Origin of the sequence: Billgrantia ethanolica, assembly GCF_021404305.1 — a bacterium.
Lineage (GTDB): Bacteria > Pseudomonadota > Gammaproteobacteria > Pseudomonadales > Halomonadaceae > Halomonas > Halomonas ethanolica.
On the sequence record NZ_JABFTX010000001.1, the window covers coordinates 610392 to 625852 of the forward strand.

The 15461-nt window shown below is 63.3% G+C and carries 19 protein-coding genes; 15 read left to right on the forward strand and 4 right to left on the reverse strand.

Going from position 1 to position 15461, the window contains the following annotated elements; translation table 11 throughout:
- Nucleotides 1-14: 14 nt before the first annotated feature.
- The 5 genes from HOP53_RS02845 (at nt 15) to HOP53_RS02865 (ending at nt 3980) form a co-directional block, all read left to right on the forward strand.
- Nucleotides 15-560, forward strand: a complete 546-nt coding sequence (locus HOP53_RS02845; RefSeq protein WP_010628313.1) for an adenine phosphoribosyltransferase — start codon at nt 15-17, stop codon at nt 558-560.
- Between the two features lie 4 nt (nt 561-564).
- Nucleotides 565-1044, forward strand: a complete 480-nt coding sequence (gene gpt / locus HOP53_RS02850) for a xanthine phosphoribosyltransferase (RefSeq protein WP_234268596.1) — start codon at nt 565-567, stop codon at nt 1042-1044.
- A gap of 21 nt (nt 1045-1065) precedes the next feature.
- Nucleotides 1066-1749, forward strand: coding sequence for a uracil-DNA glycosylase (gene ung / locus HOP53_RS02855; protein WP_234268597.1), 684 nt, complete (start codon nt 1066-1068; stop codon nt 1747-1749).
- Between the two features lie 110 nt (nt 1750-1859).
- Entirely contained in the window at nt 1860-2489 is a 630-nt protein-coding gene (upp, locus tag HOP53_RS02860; RefSeq protein WP_010628316.1) for a uracil phosphoribosyltransferase, read from the forward strand.
- Between the two features lie 249 nt (nt 2490-2738).
- Nucleotides 2739-3980: a uracil-xanthine permease family protein gene (locus tag HOP53_RS02865; RefSeq protein WP_234268598.1), complete on the forward strand. Its 1242-nt coding sequence runs from the start codon at nt 2739-2741 to the stop codon at nt 3978-3980.
- A 6-nt stretch (nt 3981-3986) separates the two neighbouring features.
- Here HOP53_RS02865 and HOP53_RS02870 read toward each other — a convergent pair whose 3' ends face one another.
- Nucleotides 3987-4568 carry a cupin domain-containing protein gene (locus tag HOP53_RS02870; protein ID WP_234268599.1) on the reverse strand — a complete coding sequence of 194 codons (582 nt, stop codon included), beginning with the start codon at nt 4566-4568 and terminating at the stop codon, nt 3987-3989.
- 139 nt (nt 4569-4707) lie between these two features.
- On the opposite strand from HOP53_RS02870, the gene mobA reads away from it, so the two are divergent.
- The 6 genes from mobA to HOP53_RS02900 all read left to right on the forward strand — a co-directional run bounded on the left by mobA (nt 4708) and on the right by HOP53_RS02900 (nt 8693).
- Nucleotides 4708-5337, forward strand: a complete 630-nt coding sequence (gene mobA, locus HOP53_RS02875) for a molybdenum cofactor guanylyltransferase MobA (protein ID WP_234268600.1) — start codon at nt 4708-4710, stop codon at nt 5335-5337.
- Complete coding sequence (mobB, locus tag HOP53_RS02880; protein WP_234268601.1) at nt 5337-5918, forward strand: molybdopterin-guanine dinucleotide biosynthesis protein B; 582 nt, start codon at nt 5337-5339, stop codon at nt 5916-5918. Before mobA ends, mobB begins: the two co-directional genes overlap by 1 nt.
- A gap of 52 nt (nt 5919-5970) precedes the next feature.
- Nucleotides 5971-6780 (forward strand): cyclic pyranopterin monophosphate synthase MoaC, encoded by an 810-nt coding sequence (gene moaC / locus HOP53_RS02885; RefSeq protein ID WP_234268602.1) that lies wholly within the window; start codon nt 5971-5973, stop codon nt 6778-6780.
- A gap of 4 nt (nt 6781-6784) precedes the next feature.
- Nucleotides 6785-7252 (forward strand): molybdopterin synthase catalytic subunit MoaE, encoded by a 468-nt coding sequence (gene moaE / locus HOP53_RS02890; RefSeq protein ID WP_234269680.1) that lies wholly within the window; start codon nt 6785-6787, stop codon nt 7250-7252.
- A gap of 4 nt (nt 7253-7256) precedes the next feature.
- Nucleotides 7257-8249: a GTP 3',8-cyclase MoaA gene (gene moaA, locus HOP53_RS02895; RefSeq protein ID WP_234269681.1), complete on the forward strand. Its 993-nt coding sequence runs from the start codon at nt 7257-7259 to the stop codon at nt 8247-8249.
- 153 nt (nt 8250-8402) lie between these two features.
- Nucleotides 8403-8693, forward strand: a complete 291-nt coding sequence (locus HOP53_RS02900; protein WP_209472237.1) for an H-NS family histone-like protein — start codon at nt 8403-8405, stop codon at nt 8691-8693.
- 117 nt (nt 8694-8810) lie between these two features.
- Here the strand turns inward: HOP53_RS02900 and HOP53_RS02905 are convergent, their stop codons facing one another.
- Entirely contained in the window at nt 8811-10394 is a 1584-nt protein-coding gene (locus HOP53_RS02905) for a ribonuclease J (RefSeq protein ID WP_234269682.1), read from the reverse strand.
- Between the two features lie 241 nt (nt 10395-10635).
- Here HOP53_RS02905 and purU point away from each other — a divergent pair, with 241 nt between their 5' ends.
- Together purU and HOP53_RS02915 are read left to right on the forward strand one after the other, a co-directional pair.
- Nucleotides 10636-11490, forward strand: coding sequence for a formyltetrahydrofolate deformylase (gene purU, locus HOP53_RS02910; RefSeq protein WP_234268603.1), 855 nt, complete (start codon nt 10636-10638; stop codon nt 11488-11490).
- Between the two features lie 19 nt (nt 11491-11509).
- Nucleotides 11510-12181: an energy-coupling factor ABC transporter permease gene (locus tag HOP53_RS02915; RefSeq protein ID WP_234268604.1), complete on the forward strand. Its 672-nt coding sequence runs from the start codon at nt 11510-11512 to the stop codon at nt 12179-12181.
- Between the two features lie 32 nt (nt 12182-12213).
- Here the strand turns inward: HOP53_RS02915 and dinB are convergent, their stop codons facing one another.
- Nucleotides 12214-13263 (reverse strand): DNA polymerase IV, encoded by a 1050-nt coding sequence (gene dinB, locus HOP53_RS02920; protein WP_234268605.1) that lies wholly within the window; start codon nt 13261-13263, stop codon nt 12214-12216.
- Nucleotides 13264-13402: 139 nt separating this feature from the next.
- Nucleotides 13403-14050 carry a transcriptional repressor LexA gene (gene lexA, locus HOP53_RS02925; RefSeq protein WP_234268606.1) on the reverse strand — a complete coding sequence of 216 codons (648 nt, stop codon included), beginning with the start codon at nt 14048-14050 and terminating at the stop codon, nt 13403-13405.
- A gap of 197 nt (nt 14051-14247) precedes the next feature.
- Here lexA and HOP53_RS02930 point away from each other — a divergent pair, with 197 nt between their 5' ends.
- Nucleotides 14248-14916 carry a TetR/AcrR family transcriptional regulator gene (locus HOP53_RS02930; RefSeq protein ID WP_234268607.1) on the forward strand — a complete coding sequence of 223 codons (669 nt, stop codon included), beginning with the start codon at nt 14248-14250 and terminating at the stop codon, nt 14914-14916.
- A gap of 1 nt (nt 14917) precedes the next feature.
- Entirely contained in the window at nt 14918-15436 is a 519-nt protein-coding gene (locus HOP53_RS02935; RefSeq protein WP_234268608.1) for a L,D-transpeptidase, read from the forward strand.
- Nucleotides 15437-15461: the final 25 nt, after the last annotated feature.

Sequence of the window (15461 nt, forward strand, 5' to 3'; positions counted from 1 at the left end):
CACCGAGACCCGCGATGAGCATTTACGGCGACTACATCAAGTCCGTGATCCGAACCGTCCCCGACTGGCCGCAGCAGGGGGTCAACTTCCGCGATATCACACCGCTGCTGCAGAACAGCTCCGCCTTTCGCAAGCTGATCGACAGCTTCGTGCATCGCTATCAGGACATGGAGCTGGATGCCATCGCGGCCATCGACGCGCGCGGCTTCATCATCGGGGCGCCCGTCGCCTACGAACTCGGCTGCAGTTTCGTGCCGGTTCGCAAGAAGGGCAAGCTGCCGTTCCGCACTATCAGTGAGACCTATACGCTGGAGTACGGTCAGGCCGAGGTGGAGCTGCACTCCGATGCATTCCGTCAAGGCGATCGGATCCTGATCATGGACGATCTGATCGCCACCGGCGGCACCATGCTGGCTGCTGCCAAGCTCATCACCCGTTCGGGAGGTCAGGTGGTGGAAACCGCCACCATCATAGATCTGCCCGAGATCGGCGGGTCGGCAAGGATCCGTGAAGCAGGCTTCGGCGTCTTTGCGGTCTGTTCCTTCAATGAGGATGAGTGACGCCATGAGCAACGCCCGCTATCACCAGCACTTCACCGTTTCCTGGGACCAACTGCACCGTGACGTACGCGAGCTATGCCATCGTCTGGTCGAGCGTGATTTCAAGGGGATCGTGGCGATCACCCGGGGCGGACTGATTCCCGCAGCGCTGATTGCCCGTGAGCTCAACGTGCGGCTGATCGATACCGTCTGCATCAGCAGCTACGAGCACATGGACCAGGGTGGCCTGGACGTCATGAAAGGCGTCGATCACGATGGCGATGGCTGGCTGCTGGTCGACGATCTGGTAGATACCGGCAAGACGGCGCGTAAGGTGCGCGAAATGCTGCCCAAGGCTCACTTCGTCACCGTCTACGCCAAGCCCGAAGGGCGGCCGCTGGTGGATCAGTATCTGACCGAAGTGGCTCAGGACTGTTGGATCCAGTTCCCGTGGGACATGGGGGTGGCCTACGTCGAGCCGTTGGTCGACCAGGTCAAGCGTTAGGCGACATAGAGTCGAGCGAACATGAGCTGTCCATTACCCGAGAGTTGGGAGCGCTGGCTGGGAGGCGAGTTTCAGGCACCCTACATGCAGACGCTGCGTGACTTTCTGGCGGCGGAGAAGGCCGCCAAGAAGGTGATCTACCCGCACTCGTCGAACTGGTTCCGCGCCTTTGAGTTGACGCCGCTGGAGCGGGTCAAGGTCGTGATCCTGGGGCAGGACCCGTACCACGGGCCGAATCAGGCGCATGGCTTGTGTTTCTCGGTTCGCCCAGGAGTCCCGACGCCGCCCTCGCTGGTCAACATCTACAAGGAACTGGTCGCCGATGTCGGTTTCCAGCCGGTGGATCACGGCAACCTCGAGCACTGGGCACGGCAGGGCGTGCTGTTGCTCAACACCTCACTGACGGTGGAGCAGGGCAATGCCGGCTCGCACCGGGGCCGGGGGTGGGAGCATTTCACCGATCGCGCCATCGAGACGGTCAATGCACACGCCGAACCTTCGGTGTTCCTGCTGTGGGGCAGTCACGCCCGCCAGAAGAAGGCGCTGGTCGACACCTCGCGGCATCTGGTGCTGGAGTCGCCGCATCCGTCGCCGCTTTCGGCGCACCGGGGGTTCTTCGGCAATCGGCACTTCTCCCGGGCCAACGCCTTCCTGCAAGCGAACGGCCGAGAACCGATCGATTGGCAGCTACCGGCGGAGCCCTGAAAGCCGGGTTGCCGGCTCTGCCTTAAACTCTCGGCAGGATGAGAGTAAAATGCGCGCGACTCGTCACTGCGACGAAGGTTGCCACTTCCACCCACGCCAAGAGGTCCGTCATGAGCGTCCATGCCATTCAACATCCGCTGGTCCAGCACAAGCTGGGTCTGATGCGCGAAGCCGGCATCAGCACCAAGAGCTTTCGCGAGCTGGCCGGCGAGCTGGCCAAGCTGCTGACCTACGAGGCGACCCAGGATCTCGAGCTGGAGGAGCAGGACATCGACGGCTGGAGCGGCAAGCCGATCCCGGTGAAGCTGCTCAAGGGCAAGAAGGTGACCATTGTGCCGATTCTGCGGGCCGGGCTGGGCATGCTGGATGGCGTGACCGACCTCATCCCCAGCGCCCGGATCAGCGTTGTGGGGCTCTATCGCGATGAAGAGACGCTGGAGCCGGTGCCGTACTTCGCCAAGTTTGCCAATGACCTCGACGAGCGCATGGCCATCGTCATCGATCCCATGCTGGCGACCGGCGGCACCATGGTGGCAACCTTGGACATGCTGCGTGACCGCGGCTGTCAGCAGATGAAGGTCATCGTGCTGGTGGCGGCTCCCGAAGGGATCAAGCGGGTGCAGGACGCCTATCCCGACATCGAGATCTACACCGCCGCGGTGGACGATCATCTCGACGAGAACGGCTATATCGTGCCGGGCCTCGGCGATGCGGGTGACAAGATCTTCGGCACCCGTTAGGGAAACACTGCACAAATGCCTGCGCGAGCGAATCGCTGCGTTGCGCGGTGCGCGGAATCCTCACATATACCCCATATGCTCCGGTTCCTGTGCTCCGTGCGCCTTGCGCTTCATCTCGCTCGTCGATTTGTTCAGCGCTTCCCTAGGTCGAAGAAATGGAGTACACGCCCCTGAGATCGCAATCCAGGGGCGTTTTTCTGGGCAGGACGCCTTCGACTCAACGACACGACAAAAGAAGGAAAACACCCCATGAACGAACATGTGGCGGCTGCGCAGGCGCCTGCTGAATCCCTGCCCAGGGTGCTGCTGACCGGGGCGCAGATGCTCTTCGTCGCTTTCGGTGCGCTGGTGCTGGTGCCGCTCTTGACCGGACTCGACCCCAGCGTGGCGCTGTTCACCGCCGGCGTGGGTACCCTGGTGTTCCACGGCGTGACCAAGGTGACCGTGCCGGTCTTCCTGGCTTCGTCGTTCGCCTTCATCGCCCCGATTCAGGGGTCGGTGGTCAATTTCGGCGTGCCGGCGACCATGGGCGGGCTGATGGCGGCGGGGCTGGTCTACGTGGCGATCTCGCAGGCGGTGCGCCTGAAGGGCACGGCCTGGCTGCATCGCCTGCTGCCACCCGTGGTGGTGGGGCCCGTGATCATGGTGATCGGCCTGGCCCTGGCGCCGGTGGCGGTGAGCATGGCAACCGGCGAGACCAGCGATCATATCGGCTATGGACCGGCGATCTTTCTCTCCATGATGAGTCTGTTGGTGACCCTGGTACTGGCCGTGTTCGGTCGCGGCCTGCTGCGGCTGGTGCCGATCATGGGCGGTATCGTCACCGGCTACGTCCTGGCCTTGCTGATGGGCGTGGTCGACTTCACGCCGGTGCGAGACGCGGCCTGGCTGGCCATGCCTGCGTTCACGGCGCCAAGCTTCCACTGGGCGGCGATTCTGTTCATGATCCCCGTGGCCATCGCGCCTGCGGTCGAGCATATCGGCGATATGATTGCCATCGGCTCTGTGACGCGCAAGAACTACCTGGAAAAGCCCGGTCTGCACCGTACCCTGCTGGGCGACGGCTTGGCCACCACCACCGCGGCGCTGTTCGGCGGCCCGCCCAACACCACCTACTCCGAAGTGACCGGTGCAGTGACCCTGACCCGAGCCTTCAACCCCAGGATCATGGTGGTAGCCGCCTGTATCGCCATCGCGCTGGCCTTCGTGGCCAAGCTGGGCGCGCTGCTGCAGACCATCCCCGGCCCGGTGATGGGCGGCATCATGACTCTGCTGTTCGGCTCCATCGCCGTGGTCGGTATGAATACCCTGGTGCGCGCCGGGCACTCTCTAACCGCGCCGCGTAACCTGGTGGTGGTGTCGCTGATCTTGGTGTTCGGCATCGGCGGCATGCAATTCGGCGGTGGTCAGTTCACCCTGCAGGGCGTGAGCCTCGCCGCGCTGGTGGGCATCGTGCTGAACTGGGTGCTACCTACCGCCGACGAGGAGTGACGGCGCCTAGGCGTGATGCAACTCCTTGCCGCCCTCGGAAAAGGTCGGCGGGGAGTTGGCGCTGACGATCACGCACTCCGCATCGCCTACGTTACGGAAGCGATGGGGCAGACGCGAATCGAAGTAGTAGGCATCGCCCGCGCGCAGCAGGCGCGCCTCGCCGGCCACGGTGAGCTCGATTTCGCCGGCCACCACCACGCCGCCCTCCTCGCCGTCGTGTTCGAGCATGTCGGCACCGGTATCCGCGCCGGGCGGGTAGCGTTCATGAATGATCGACATGCTGCGATCCGGACGCCGTGCCGCAACCAGCCTCCATGAGAGATGGCCGTCGCCGATCTCGGTGAGCTCTTCGGCAGGATAGAAAGCCCGCGGCGGTGAGGGTTCGTCGCCGGCAAAGAACGCGCTGATCGATACCGGCAGCGCATCGAGAATCTTCTTCAGCGAGCTCACCGAGGGGCTGACGCTGTTCTGTTCGATAAGCGAAATGGTGCTGTTGGTGACTCCGGCTCGCTTCGCCAGTTCACGCTGGGACAGCTTGCGTGCCTTGCGCAGCTCGCGCAGACGTGTCCCTACATCAAATCCATCCATTGTCAGGTCCAGAACGTTCGATTTGTTTGACACATGATACCCGTTAGCTGCGCCTTGGATAAGATGACCTTGATCATGGCGATGCCCAGGTTTGCTACGGCGCCGTGGAAGCGGCGCGCGGGGTGAGGCATGATGGGGTATGACCGATCGATCAGAAAGCGCGATACCCAACCCCCTCGCCGACGTGACCGGCCTGATCCTGGCCGGCGGTGAGGGGCGGCGGATGGGCGGGCGAGACAAGGGGCTCGAGCCGTTTCGCGGCGCCACGCTGGTAAGCCACGTGCTGGCGCGATTCGCCGGCAAGGTAGCCGAGGTGCTGGTCAGTGCCAATCGGCACCTGGACGACTATCGCCAGCTGGCCGGGCGGGTAGTGCCCGATGCCCAGGGGGGCTTCCAGGGGCCACTGATGGGCATCTACAGCGGCCTGCTCGCTGCCGATACGCCCTGGGTGCTGGTGGTACCTTGCGACACGCCGGCGCTGCCGGACGATCTGGTGGCGAGAATGGTCGCCGGTATCGGTGATCATCCCATCGCCGTGGCGCATGATGGCGAACGGCTGCACCCCGTGGTCATGCTGCTCGAACGCTCGCTGGCCGAGGACCTGTACGCCGCCCTGCAGGCAGGAGAGCGCAAGGTGGGTCGCTGGGTCGAGCGCCACGCCTGGACCGCCATCGATTTCAGTGACTGTCCGGACGCTTTCATCAATCTCAACAGCGAAGAAGACAAGCGGCGCCTGGAGATGCGCCCGAACGAGGAGAGTCGACCCTGATGTCCCGAACGCAGCCTGCCGCGCTTGGCTTCGACGATGCACTGCCGCTGCTGGGTATCGCCGCCTGGAGTGGTACCGGCAAGACCACGCTGCTGGAAGCGTTGCTGCCGCGCCTTGTCGCGCGTGGCCTGCGTACCGCCGTGATAAAGCATGCGCATCACGAATTCGATGTCGACCAGCCGGGCAAGGACAGTCATCGCCTGCGGCAGGCGGGAGCGGCCCCGATGCTGGTTGCGTCACGCTCCAGGTGGGCCATGATGATGGAAACGCCCGAAAGTGAGGAGGCCGATCTTGCGCAGCTGATCGAAGTCGTGCGCAGCCAGCAGCCCGATCTGGTGCTGGTGGAAGGCTTCAAGGCCTGGCCCTTGCCGAAGCTGGAACTCTACCGCGACGCAGTCGGCAAGACGCTACGAGTGGCCGATGATCCGTGGATCAAGGCCGTGGCGAGCCAGCCCCGGGTGGCGCTGCCGCCGGGGGTCGAGTGGCTCGATCTCGACGACCTGAACGCCATTGCCGCCTGGGTGGCGGCCTGGCCCGCACGCTGGCCGGTCGAGTGCGTGCCCCGCAATACCGTCCGCTGATGCGCTTCATCTTGAACAGACAACTGCCCAACCGACCCCGAGGCTGCACCCCATGAGTCTGACCCATCTCAATACGCGCGGCGAGGCCCATATGGTCGATGTCGCTGACAAGCCGGAAAGCCGCCGTGAGGCGACCGCATCAGGTCATATCCAGATGAAGCCCGAGACCCTGGCGCTGCTGAGCGAGGGCGGGCTGCCCAAGGGGGATGTGTTGGCCACGGCGCGTATCGCCGGCATTCAGGCGGCCAAGCGTACCCACGAGCTGATCCCGCTCTGCCATGCCTTGGCGCTCTCCAAGGTGTCGGTGGATTTCAACCTGGATGAGCAGAATAGCCGCGTCGAGGTCGTCGCCACGTGTCGCCTCAATGGGCGCACCGGCGTGGAAATGGAGGCGCTGACGGCCGTCTCGGTGGCCTGTCTGACGCTCTATGACATGTGCAAGGCGGTCGACAAGGACATGGAGATCGGCGGCATACACCTGGATGCCAAACAGGGCGGCAAGTCGGGAGACTACCGGCGCCAGGAGGGGCCGGTAGCGGCTCCCATCGTCACGGGGGAAGGAGCCGCCGGGCAGGTCTCGGTGGGCAGTCGTTGCGATATCGACTCGGCCTGCGTGCGGGTGAAGTTCCTGGCCGAATTGCGCGAACGCCTGGGCGTCAGCGATATTACCGTCCCGCTGGACAGCCTGCCGAGTACCGATGTCGGTGGCTTGAAGAGTGTGCTGGTGAAGCGCGATCCTCGCTTTGCCCAACTCAGCGAAGGTCGGGTTCTGTGTGCCGTCAATCAGGTCATGGCATTGGATGCGACTCCCATCACCAACGACGATGAAGTGGCGTTCTTTCCGCCGGTGACGGGAGGGTGAGGTGATGATTCGGGTTCAGGAAGCACCTTTCGATGCCGGCGTCGAACAGCAGCGGCTGCTTGCCGGCCGTTCCGACATCGGCGCCGTGGTGAGTTTCACCGGACTGGTGCGCGACTTCAACGAGCGGCCTGATATCACGGCCCTCACCCTCGAGCACTATCCAGGCATGACCGAGGTGGCGCTGGGCGAGATCGTGACGCAAGCCGAAGCTCGCTGGCCGCTGCAGGGCGTGCGGGTCATTCATCGGGTTGGACGACTGACCCCGGGAGACCCTATCGTACTGGTGGTGGTCGCCAGTGCGCATCGACGTGCCGCTTTCGAAGCCTGTGACTTCATCATGGACTATTTGAAGACCCGAGCCCCTTTCTGGAAAAAGGAACACAGCATCACGGGTGACTACTGGGTTGCCGAGCGTGAGTCGGATTACCGTGATGCCAGCCGCTGGGAGAGCGAGAATGACGAAATCCCCTGAGTCATTGCCTTCCGAGTTGATCGACGACTTCGGCAGGCGTGTCCGCTACGTACGGATCTCCGTGACGGATCGCTGCGATTTCCGCTGCGTCTACTGCATGAGCGAGGAGATGACCTTTCTTCCTCGGGCGCAGATATTGACGCTGGAGGAGTTGACGCTCGTGGCGCGTGCATTCGTCGAGATGGGGGTCGAGAAGATTCGGCTGACCGGCGGCGAACCCCTGGTGCGGCGCGGCATCGATCAGCTCATCGAGGCAACGAGTGCGTTGCCTGGGCTGCGCGATCTGGCCATGACCACCAATGGGGCAGGGCTGGTCAAACATGCGCGTCGCCTGCGTGAAGCGGGGCTGGGCAGGCTCAACATCAGCCTCGATACCCTGGATCCCGAGCGCTTTCGCAAACTGACCCGTACCGGTGATTTGTCTCGCGTGCTGGAGGGCTTGCACGCCGCGCGCGAAGCCGGTTTCGAGCGCATCAAGCTCAATGCCGTGATCCTCAAGGGGCGCAACGACGATGAAGTGCTCGATCTGGTCGAGTTCGCCCGCTCCGAGCGTGTCGATCTCAGCTTCATCGAGGAGATGCCTCTCGGTGATGTTTCCGATCATTCGCGGGCCGAGACCTTTTGCTCCAGCGACGAGGTTAAGGCGGCAATCGAGCAGCGTCACGAACTGATTCCGACTACCGAGTCGACGCTGGGGCCCTCGCGCTACTTCCGCATGAGCGACAGCGACAGCCGTATCGGCTTCATTTCCCCGCATAGCCATAACTTCTGTTCCAGCTGCAATCGAGTCCGTGTGACGGCGGAGGGGCGGCTTCTGCTCTGCCTTGGCAACGAACATTCGGTCGACCTGCGTGCCGTACTTCGTAAGCACCCTGGGGATCTCGATGCCCTCAAACATGCCATCGTTAAGGCACTTCCTCTCAAGCCCGAGCGCCACCATTTCACCACTGATGGTGATGTTCAGATCGTCCGCTTCATGAACATGACGGGTGGATGAGAGGGGCAAGATGACGACATAAGCCGGAACTCTATGACGCTATTCCGGGCATCGTTGGCGGGGCCTTTTCTTGCCAAAATGGCAAATCGGCATATACTTTCGACGAGTGGGCCTTTGTGGCTGACTCGTCGTTTTCTTGCATGGAGGAGGCCAATGTCCAGCGAAACCCTGGAGCGCATCGCCCGTAACAAGAACGTGGCTCGGGCCGCGGCTCGCCAGTTGAGCATGGAGCAGCTGCACAAGCTCTCCGATGTCATCGGCGAGGTCATCGAACAGAAAAACGAGGAAGAGAAGCTCCGCAAACAGGAAGAAGCGGACAAGGAAAAAAAGCTGGCTGAGATCCGTGAGGCCATGAACGATGCCGGTCTCTCCGTGGAAGATCTCGTGGGTGAACAGCCCCGCCGTAGGCGCGGTCGGCCGCCCAAGAATGCCAGCGGTTCGTAACCCGGCAGGGGACGAGTCGTCTGCTTGCAGTGCCACAGAAGGGAGCAGGGCGGGGGCCTTGCTCCCTTCTGCCGTTCATGTCAGGAGCGGTTCACTCGCTGTCGCCACGAGAAGCATTCAGCGAAAGGCCGGCGTTTCCACGGCAAAGAGTTGCAGGTGAATGTCGGGCAGCTGGCGCAGGTGTTGGCCCAGCCAGTGGGTGATTTGAGGCTGCAGGGCTGAGCGTAGTTCAGCCAGCGTCGACACATCGATCTCTTCCAGCCTTTCGTCCAGCCAGTCGGTGAAACTGTCCTCGTCCATGGCGCTGACGCGGTGTGCGTCCATCATCAACCTGCCGATGCGGGTCCAGCCCGTGCCCGTGCAGGCCACCGAAAGCGCCAGATAAAGGATGCCGTGGCGTGATGAGCCCTGTTCCGCGGCAAGACCAGGCAGGGGGGCGACGGCGTTCTGGCTGACGATGCAGGGGCGCTGTGGATGGCGAGATTCCAGGTTAAGGCCTTGCGCATCCAGCCGGATCAGATCGCCATTGAACGGTATGAGCGGCGCCTGGATGCCCATCGAGCTCGCCAGCTCCTGGTGCGCCTGCTGGTGGCGTGGTTCGCCATGCACCGGCAGCAGATGGTGTGGTCTTACCCAGCCGTAGAAGGTGCGTAGCTCCTCCTGGGCAGGGTGGCCGGAGGCGTGCAGCTCCGGATGGTTGAATTCGTCCCAGATCGTCACGTCGAGGCGTTTGAGCGCCTGTTTGAGGCGCTCGATCTGATACTCGTTGCCGGGAATCGCCTTGGCGGAGAACAGCACGGTGTCGCCTGCCACCAGCTCTAAGCTATGGTGTCGGCCGTGGGCGAGGCGGCTCAATGCTGCTCGCGGTTCTCCCTGGCTACCCGTGGCGATCACCAGCACCTCTTCCGCTGGCAGATAACCCAGATCGCTGACCGGGACCAGCGCCGGCATGTCCTCCAGGTACCCCAGCCCGCGGGCCACGGCTACCATGCGCTCCATGGCGCGACCCATCAGGCTCACCCGGCGTCCGCAGCGCTCGGCGGCTTTGGCCACGGCCAGCACCCGGGCCAGGTTACTGGCAAAGCAGGTCACCACGACCCGCCCCGCGCACTCGGCAAGGCGCTGCTCCAGGGCTCTGGCGACTTCGCCTTCGCTGCGCGAATGCCCCGGCATGGGTGCATTGGTGGAGTCTCCCACCAGCAGGTCGAGTGGCGCCAGGGCGCGAAAGGTCGCGCCTTTCACCGGCGGGCCGATGAGTGGTTCCGGGTCCAGCTTCCAATCTCCGGTATGCAGCACCCGGTAATCGCCGACGACGATCAGCAGAGCGCAGCTCTCCGGTATCGAATGGGTCAACGGCAGATAGCGCAGGGTGAAGGGGCCGCTTTCCCGGGCCTCGCCCGGTTCGATTACCTGAATGGCATCAGTGGCCAGGCCGCGCTCGTGAAATTTGGCGCGCAGCAAGCCGGCCGCTAACGGGGTGGCATAAATCGGGCATTGCCATTTGGGCCACAGCCAGGCGGCGGCACCGATGTGGTCTTCATGCCCATGCGTGATGAGCAGCGCCTGGGGACGAATACCGAGGGCCTCGGGTGTTTCCAGGCTGGGAACCTGCAGCGGTGAGTCTGGCAGATCCTGACGGATCATCATGCCGCAATCGACCGCGATCCATGTCTCTTCGTACCCATAAAGCGTCATGTTCATGCCGATCTCACCACAGCCCCCCAGCGGCAGGAAGTGAAGCGGGCAGCGGCGGCGGGGGCGAATGGTGACGCGAGTAGATGACATCGGCAAGACAGGGACCAGGCAATTGAGTCTTCACTATACGGGATCGTCGGGACCCTTCACAATGCAATGCCCCGGCCGGCTGCGGTTGGGCGTGTCGTGGAAATGGCGATTTCGCTACAATGCCGGCTTCCTGATTCCGTTCAGCAGCGGGTTTACCATGTCTCATTACTATCGACTCGTCGTTTCCTGTCCCGACCGTCGCGGCATCGTGGCTCGCGTTTCCGGGTTCATTGCGGGCCATGAGGGCTCCATTACTGAAGCGAGCCAGCACTCCGATCTGGAGGCCGGACGCTTCTTCATGCGCTACGAAATTCTCGCCGACTCCATCGGCATGAGCGCAAGCGAGTTGACCGAGGCCTTCGATCCCGTGGCTCGTGAATTCGACATGGAGTGGGCTCTGCGCGATACCCGCCGTCGCCCCAAGGTGGTGATCATGGTCTCCCGCGAGTCCCACTGTCTGGTGGATCTGCTGTACCGCTGGACGGCAGGGGAGCTCGATTGCGAGATCGTCGGTGTCATCTCCAATCACGACGACATGCGCGGCCTGGTGGAGTGGCACGAGCTGCCGTACTTTCATGTGCCCGTGCAGGCCGGCGACAAGGATGCGGCCTTTGCCGAAGTGGAGCGCCAGGTCGAGGCCCTGGAGGCCGATGTCGTGGTGCTGGCTCGCTATATGCAGATCCTGCCGCCGCGGCTGTGCCAGCGCTATGCCGGGCGGGTGATCAACATCCATCACAGCTTCCTGCCCTCCTTCGCCGGGGCGCGGCCCTATCATCAGGCTCACTCTCGTGGAGTGAAGCTGATCGGCGCCACCTGCCACTACGTCACCGAGGAACTGGACGCCGGGCCGATCATCGAACAGGACATACACCGTGTGAGTCACTGCCATACGCCGCAGGACCTGGTGCGTTTCGGTCGCGACGTAGAGAAGGCGGTATTGGCTCGCGGGCTGCGCTGGCATCTGGAAGATCGGGTACTGATTCACGGCAACAAGACGGTCGTCTTTGCCTGAACCCGAGCGGGAGTTCGGCATGACCATATCCGAGCTGATACTACCGACATGGATACTGCTCGTCTGCGCAGCGGTATCGTTGTCGGTCCTGGCGCTGTCGGTGCTGCACCACTCCTGGCAGGCATTGCTGAGCGACCGGGCTTTGCAGCACCGCTGGCTGGCGGCAAGCGTGGCGGTCGTGCTTATGTGGCAGCTCAGGGCCCAGTCGGTGGACTGGCTGAGCATGCACTTGATGCTCACGGCCTTGCTGACCCTGATCTTCAAGGCCCCATTGGCGCTCATGACCAACCTGATCGCCAATCTCTCCCTGGTGCTGTTGGGCAAGGTCGGCTGGCCCTTGCTGGGCGTCAACGTGCTGGTCAACGGGGTGATTCCCGTGGTGATCACGGTGTCGATCTGGCGCATCGTGGATCGCTACCTGCCCGACAACTTGTTCGTGTTCGTATTCGTGTGCGGCTTCTTCGGTGCGGCGCTGGCCGCGCTGGGAGCAGGGGGCGCAGGGCTGGGGCTGGTCATGCTGGCGGCCGGCGATCCAGAGGCGGTGTACCTGGCGCGGGAATATGCGCTGTTCCTGCCATTGCTGATGCCGCCCGAAGCCTTCATTACCGGAATGCTGCTCAGCATACTGATGGTCTATCACCCCCATTGGGTGGCCACCTTCGACAGCCACCGCTATATCGATACCAAGTGAACGGGCGGCAGTGAGTGGCAGTCAACGAGTGATCAGAAGGGCAGGCTGAGCTGACGCCTGGCATCGTCCGATACCAGCCTCACGCCCACCCCGAGCAGGCGCACCGGACGTCCTTGCCTGGCCCAGGCCTGTTCCATCAGCAAGGCGAAGGTCTCCGCGTTGGGCGAGGCGCCGCGGGAGTCCAGCGTCGTCAGTGAAAAATCGTCGAAGCGCACCTTGACGAAGGCGCCCGACACGGGTGGGTGGCCGTGACGAGCCAGGCGCGCCTCCAGGCGTTCGCAGAGTGGGATCAACTGTTCGTAGCACTGGGCCAGGTCGGGCAGGTCGCTGGCGAACGTAGTCTCCACGCTCACCGACTTGCGTTCGCGCTCGATACGCACTGGCCGCTCGTCGATGCCTCGTGCCAGTTCGAACAGGCGGCGGCCGAACTTGCCGAATTCCTGCAGCAGACGCTCCAGCGGAACCCGTTGCAGGTCTTCGCAGGTGGCGATTTCGAGCGTCTCGAGACGCTTGGCCGTAGCCGGGCCGACGCCGTTCAGCTTCGTCACGGGCAGCTGGCGCAGGAATTCATCGACCTGGTCCGGGGCGATGACGGTGAGACCGTCCGGCTTCTCCCAATCGCTGGCGATCTTGGCCAGGAATTTCGCCGGGGCCGCACCTACCGAGACGGTGATCCCGACGCGCTTGAAGCACTCTTCCTTCAGCCAGCGCGCCATCCAGGTGGCGCTGCCCGAAAAGCGCGTGACGTCGGTGACATCGAGGTAGGCCTCGTCCAGCGAGAGTGGCTCCACCAGCGGCGTCAACTCGTGGAAGATGGACAGCAGCTGCTGCGAGGCTTCGCGGTAGCGGTCGAAGTCACCCTTGAGCAGGGTGAGGTGGGGGCACAGGCGGAGAGCCCTGGCGGTCGGCATGGCGGAGCGAATGCCATAGGCTCGCGCCGGATAGTTGCAGGTAGCGATTACCCCGCGACCCTCGGCGCTGCCACCGATGGCCAGCGGCACCTCGCGCAGCGCCGGATTGTCGCGCATCTCCACCGCGGCATAGAAGCAGTCGCAGTCGGCATGCAGAATCTTGCGACTCATCAGTGTCGTTCCGCTCAGTTGGAGCGCTTTCTGAGCGATGACCAGACTAGGCGGAGCTCGACGAGGAAGCGGAGTTGACTGTAGTCAATGAGCATTCCGAGGAGAGCTCCAACGCCGTATGGTCGAGTTCAGGAAGCGATCAACCCAAGGCTTGGCCGTTGCCGCCACGTATGACCCCCACTCCGATGCCTTCGATCTCGAGTTCCTGATGGCGCAGGTCGACCTCGATGGGAGCGAACTCGGGATTCTCCGCTTCCAGCACGACCCGATGGCCCTGGCGATGGAAGCGCTTGACCGTTACCTCGTCTTCGAGACGCGCCACCACGATCTGGCCGTCGCGCACGCGCTCGGTGCGATGTACCGCCAGCAGGTCGCCTTCGAGGATGCCGATATCCTTCATCGACAGGCCGCGGACCTTGAGCAGGTAATCGGCACGTGGCGTGAAGTAGTCCGGCGGCAACGGACAGTAGCGGTCGATATGCTCGGCGGCGAGGATCGGGCTGCCGGCGGCGACCTCGCCGATCACCGGCAATCCCTCGCTGTTGGGCTCCAGGGCGCTGGCGTCGTTCTCCTGGGCTGGCAGGCGGATGCCGCGAGAGGTGCCGCGTATCACCCGGATCACCCCTTTGCGCTCCAGGGCACGCAGGTGTTCCTCGGCGGCATTCGGCGAGCGGAAGCCCAGAGCCCGGGCGATCTCGGCCCGAGTGGGAGGATAGCCGAGCTCTTGCATGGTCTTGACGATGAAATCGTACACATTCTGCTGGCGCGAGGTGAGAGGGCGGCTCATGGCGAACTCCGATGGCTGTCTTGCTTTATTGTGCAAGTATACAGCATGGAAGTCTATCCAGTAAAAGTGAAGTTCATTCGGCCTGCGTTTCTAGGTGTCGTTTAAAACGCTACTGCAAGGCTATATATTGAACGAAGGCAGCGAATGACGTAGACTTTTGTAATGTTTAAAACAATCGTTTCCAGCGGGAATTGATCATGGCCCAGCCCGATACCGTCACGCGTATTCTCGATACCGCCGAGGTGCTTTTTGCCGAACGCGGCTTTGCCGAGACCTCACTGCGCACCATTACCAGCAAGGCGCGCGTCAATCTGGCGGCGGTGAACTATCACTTCGGCTCCAAGAAGGCGCTGATTCAGGCCGTGTTCTCCCGCTACCTCGATCCTTTCACGGTGCGTTTCCATCATGCCCTCGATGAACTCGAGGCGCGGCATGCCGGTGGCGTCATCCCGCTGGAAGAGCTGCTCGAGACCATGGCCCGTACCGTGCTCGAGGTGCCAGCGGAAAAGCACAGCCTCAAGGTGTTCATGAAGCTGCTGGGGTTGGCCTACAGTCAGGCCCAGGGCCATCTGCGGCGGCACATCCAGGAGGAGTACGGCAGCGTCTTCACCCGCTTCACCGATCTGGTACGCCGCGCCACGCCCGAGCTGCCGGATGCCGAACGCTTCTGGCGCCTGCACTTCGTGCTGGGCACGGTGATCTTCACGCTATCCGGCCTCGACGCACTGCGCGACATCGCCGAGAAGGACTATCACGAGCACGTGTCGGTGCGCGACCTGATTCGTCGCCTGCGGCCGGTCGTGGTGGCTGCCATGAACGCGCCGCTGCCGCCGCCGCCCGCCGTGCAGCCGGCCAGGGCGAGCTGAGATGCAAACGCCGAGGCTCGATGCGTTGCCACCCAGTGAAGGGGTGTGGCTCGAGGTCGACATCGGTCGCCAGTGCCTCGTGCACTGGCAGGGCGAGCAGCGGCAGGGAGAGTGGTCCGTTTCCACCGGGCATGCCGGTACCGGCCAACGTGAAGGCAGCGGCTGTACACCGCTCGGCTGGCATTACGTGCGGGCCGCCATTGGCGATGGCTTGCCCACCGGTAGCGTGTTTCGTGGTCGGCGTCATACCGGTGAGACGTTCAGCCAATCGCTGGCCGAGGCCCATCCGGAACGCGACTGGATACTGACGCGCATCCTCTGGCTGTGCGGGCTCGAGCGGGGGGTCAACCGCGGGGGCGCCGTCGACTCCCAAAGACGCTACATTTACCTGCATGGTACGCCGTCCGATCAGCCGATGGGGGTGCCGCGTTCGCACGGCTGCATTCGCATGCGTGATACGGATCTGCTCGCGGTATTCGCGCTGGCGCCGCCGGGAACGCCGGTCTGGCTCCACGAATAGAACACGGATTCAGTCGCACCGGATC

Bases quoted from the DNA above. Each gene is read 5' to 3' on its own strand.
- HOP53_RS02845 (WP_010628313.1), top strand. From the start codon at position 15: ATGAGCATTTACGGCGACTACATCAAGTCCGTGATCCGAACCGTCCCC.
- gpt (WP_234268596.1), top strand. From the start codon at position 565: ATGAGCAACGCCCGCTATCACCAGCACTTCACCGTTTCCTGGGACCAA.
- ung (WP_234268597.1), top strand. From the start codon at position 1,066: ATGAGCTGTCCATTACCCGAGAGTTGGGAGCGCTGGCTGGGAGGCGAG.
- upp (WP_010628316.1), top strand. From the start codon at position 1,860: ATGAGCGTCCATGCCATTCAACATCCGCTGGTCCAGCACAAGCTGGGT.
- HOP53_RS02865 (WP_234268598.1), top strand. From the start codon at position 2,739: ATGAACGAACATGTGGCGGCTGCGCAGGCGCCTGCTGAATCCCTGCCC.
- HOP53_RS02870 (WP_234268599.1), bottom strand. From the start codon at position 4,568: ATGGATGGATTTGATGTAGGGACACGTCTGCGCGAGCTGCGCAAGGCA.
- mobA (WP_234268600.1), top strand. From the start codon at position 4,708: ATGACCGATCGATCAGAAAGCGCGATACCCAACCCCCTCGCCGACGTG.
- mobB (WP_234268601.1), top strand. From the start codon at position 5,337: ATGTCCCGAACGCAGCCTGCCGCGCTTGGCTTCGACGATGCACTGCCG.
- moaC (WP_234268602.1), top strand. From the start codon at position 5,971: ATGAGTCTGACCCATCTCAATACGCGCGGCGAGGCCCATATGGTCGAT.
- moaE (WP_234269680.1), top strand. From the start codon at position 6,785: ATGATTCGGGTTCAGGAAGCACCTTTCGATGCCGGCGTCGAACAGCAG.
- HOP53_RS02900 (WP_209472237.1), top strand. From the start codon at position 8,403: ATGTCCAGCGAAACCCTGGAGCGCATCGCCCGTAACAAGAACGTGGCT.
- HOP53_RS02905 (WP_234269682.1), bottom strand. From the start codon at position 10,394: ATGAACATGACGCTTTATGGGTACGAAGAGACATGGATCGCGGTCGAT.
- purU (WP_234268603.1), top strand. From the start codon at position 10,636: ATGTCTCATTACTATCGACTCGTCGTTTCCTGTCCCGACCGTCGCGGC.
- HOP53_RS02915 (WP_234268604.1), top strand. From the start codon at position 11,510: ATGACCATATCCGAGCTGATACTACCGACATGGATACTGCTCGTCTGC.
- dinB (WP_234268605.1), bottom strand. From the start codon at position 13,263: ATGAGTCGCAAGATTCTGCATGCCGACTGCGACTGCTTCTATGCCGCG.
- lexA (WP_234268606.1), bottom strand. From the start codon at position 14,050: ATGAGCCGCCCTCTCACCTCGCGCCAGCAGAATGTGTACGATTTCATC.
- HOP53_RS02930 (WP_234268607.1), top strand. From the start codon at position 14,248: ATGGCCCAGCCCGATACCGTCACGCGTATTCTCGATACCGCCGAGGTG.
- HOP53_RS02935 (WP_234268608.1), top strand. From the start codon at position 14,918: ATGCAAACGCCGAGGCTCGATGCGTTGCCACCCAGTGAAGGGGTGTGG.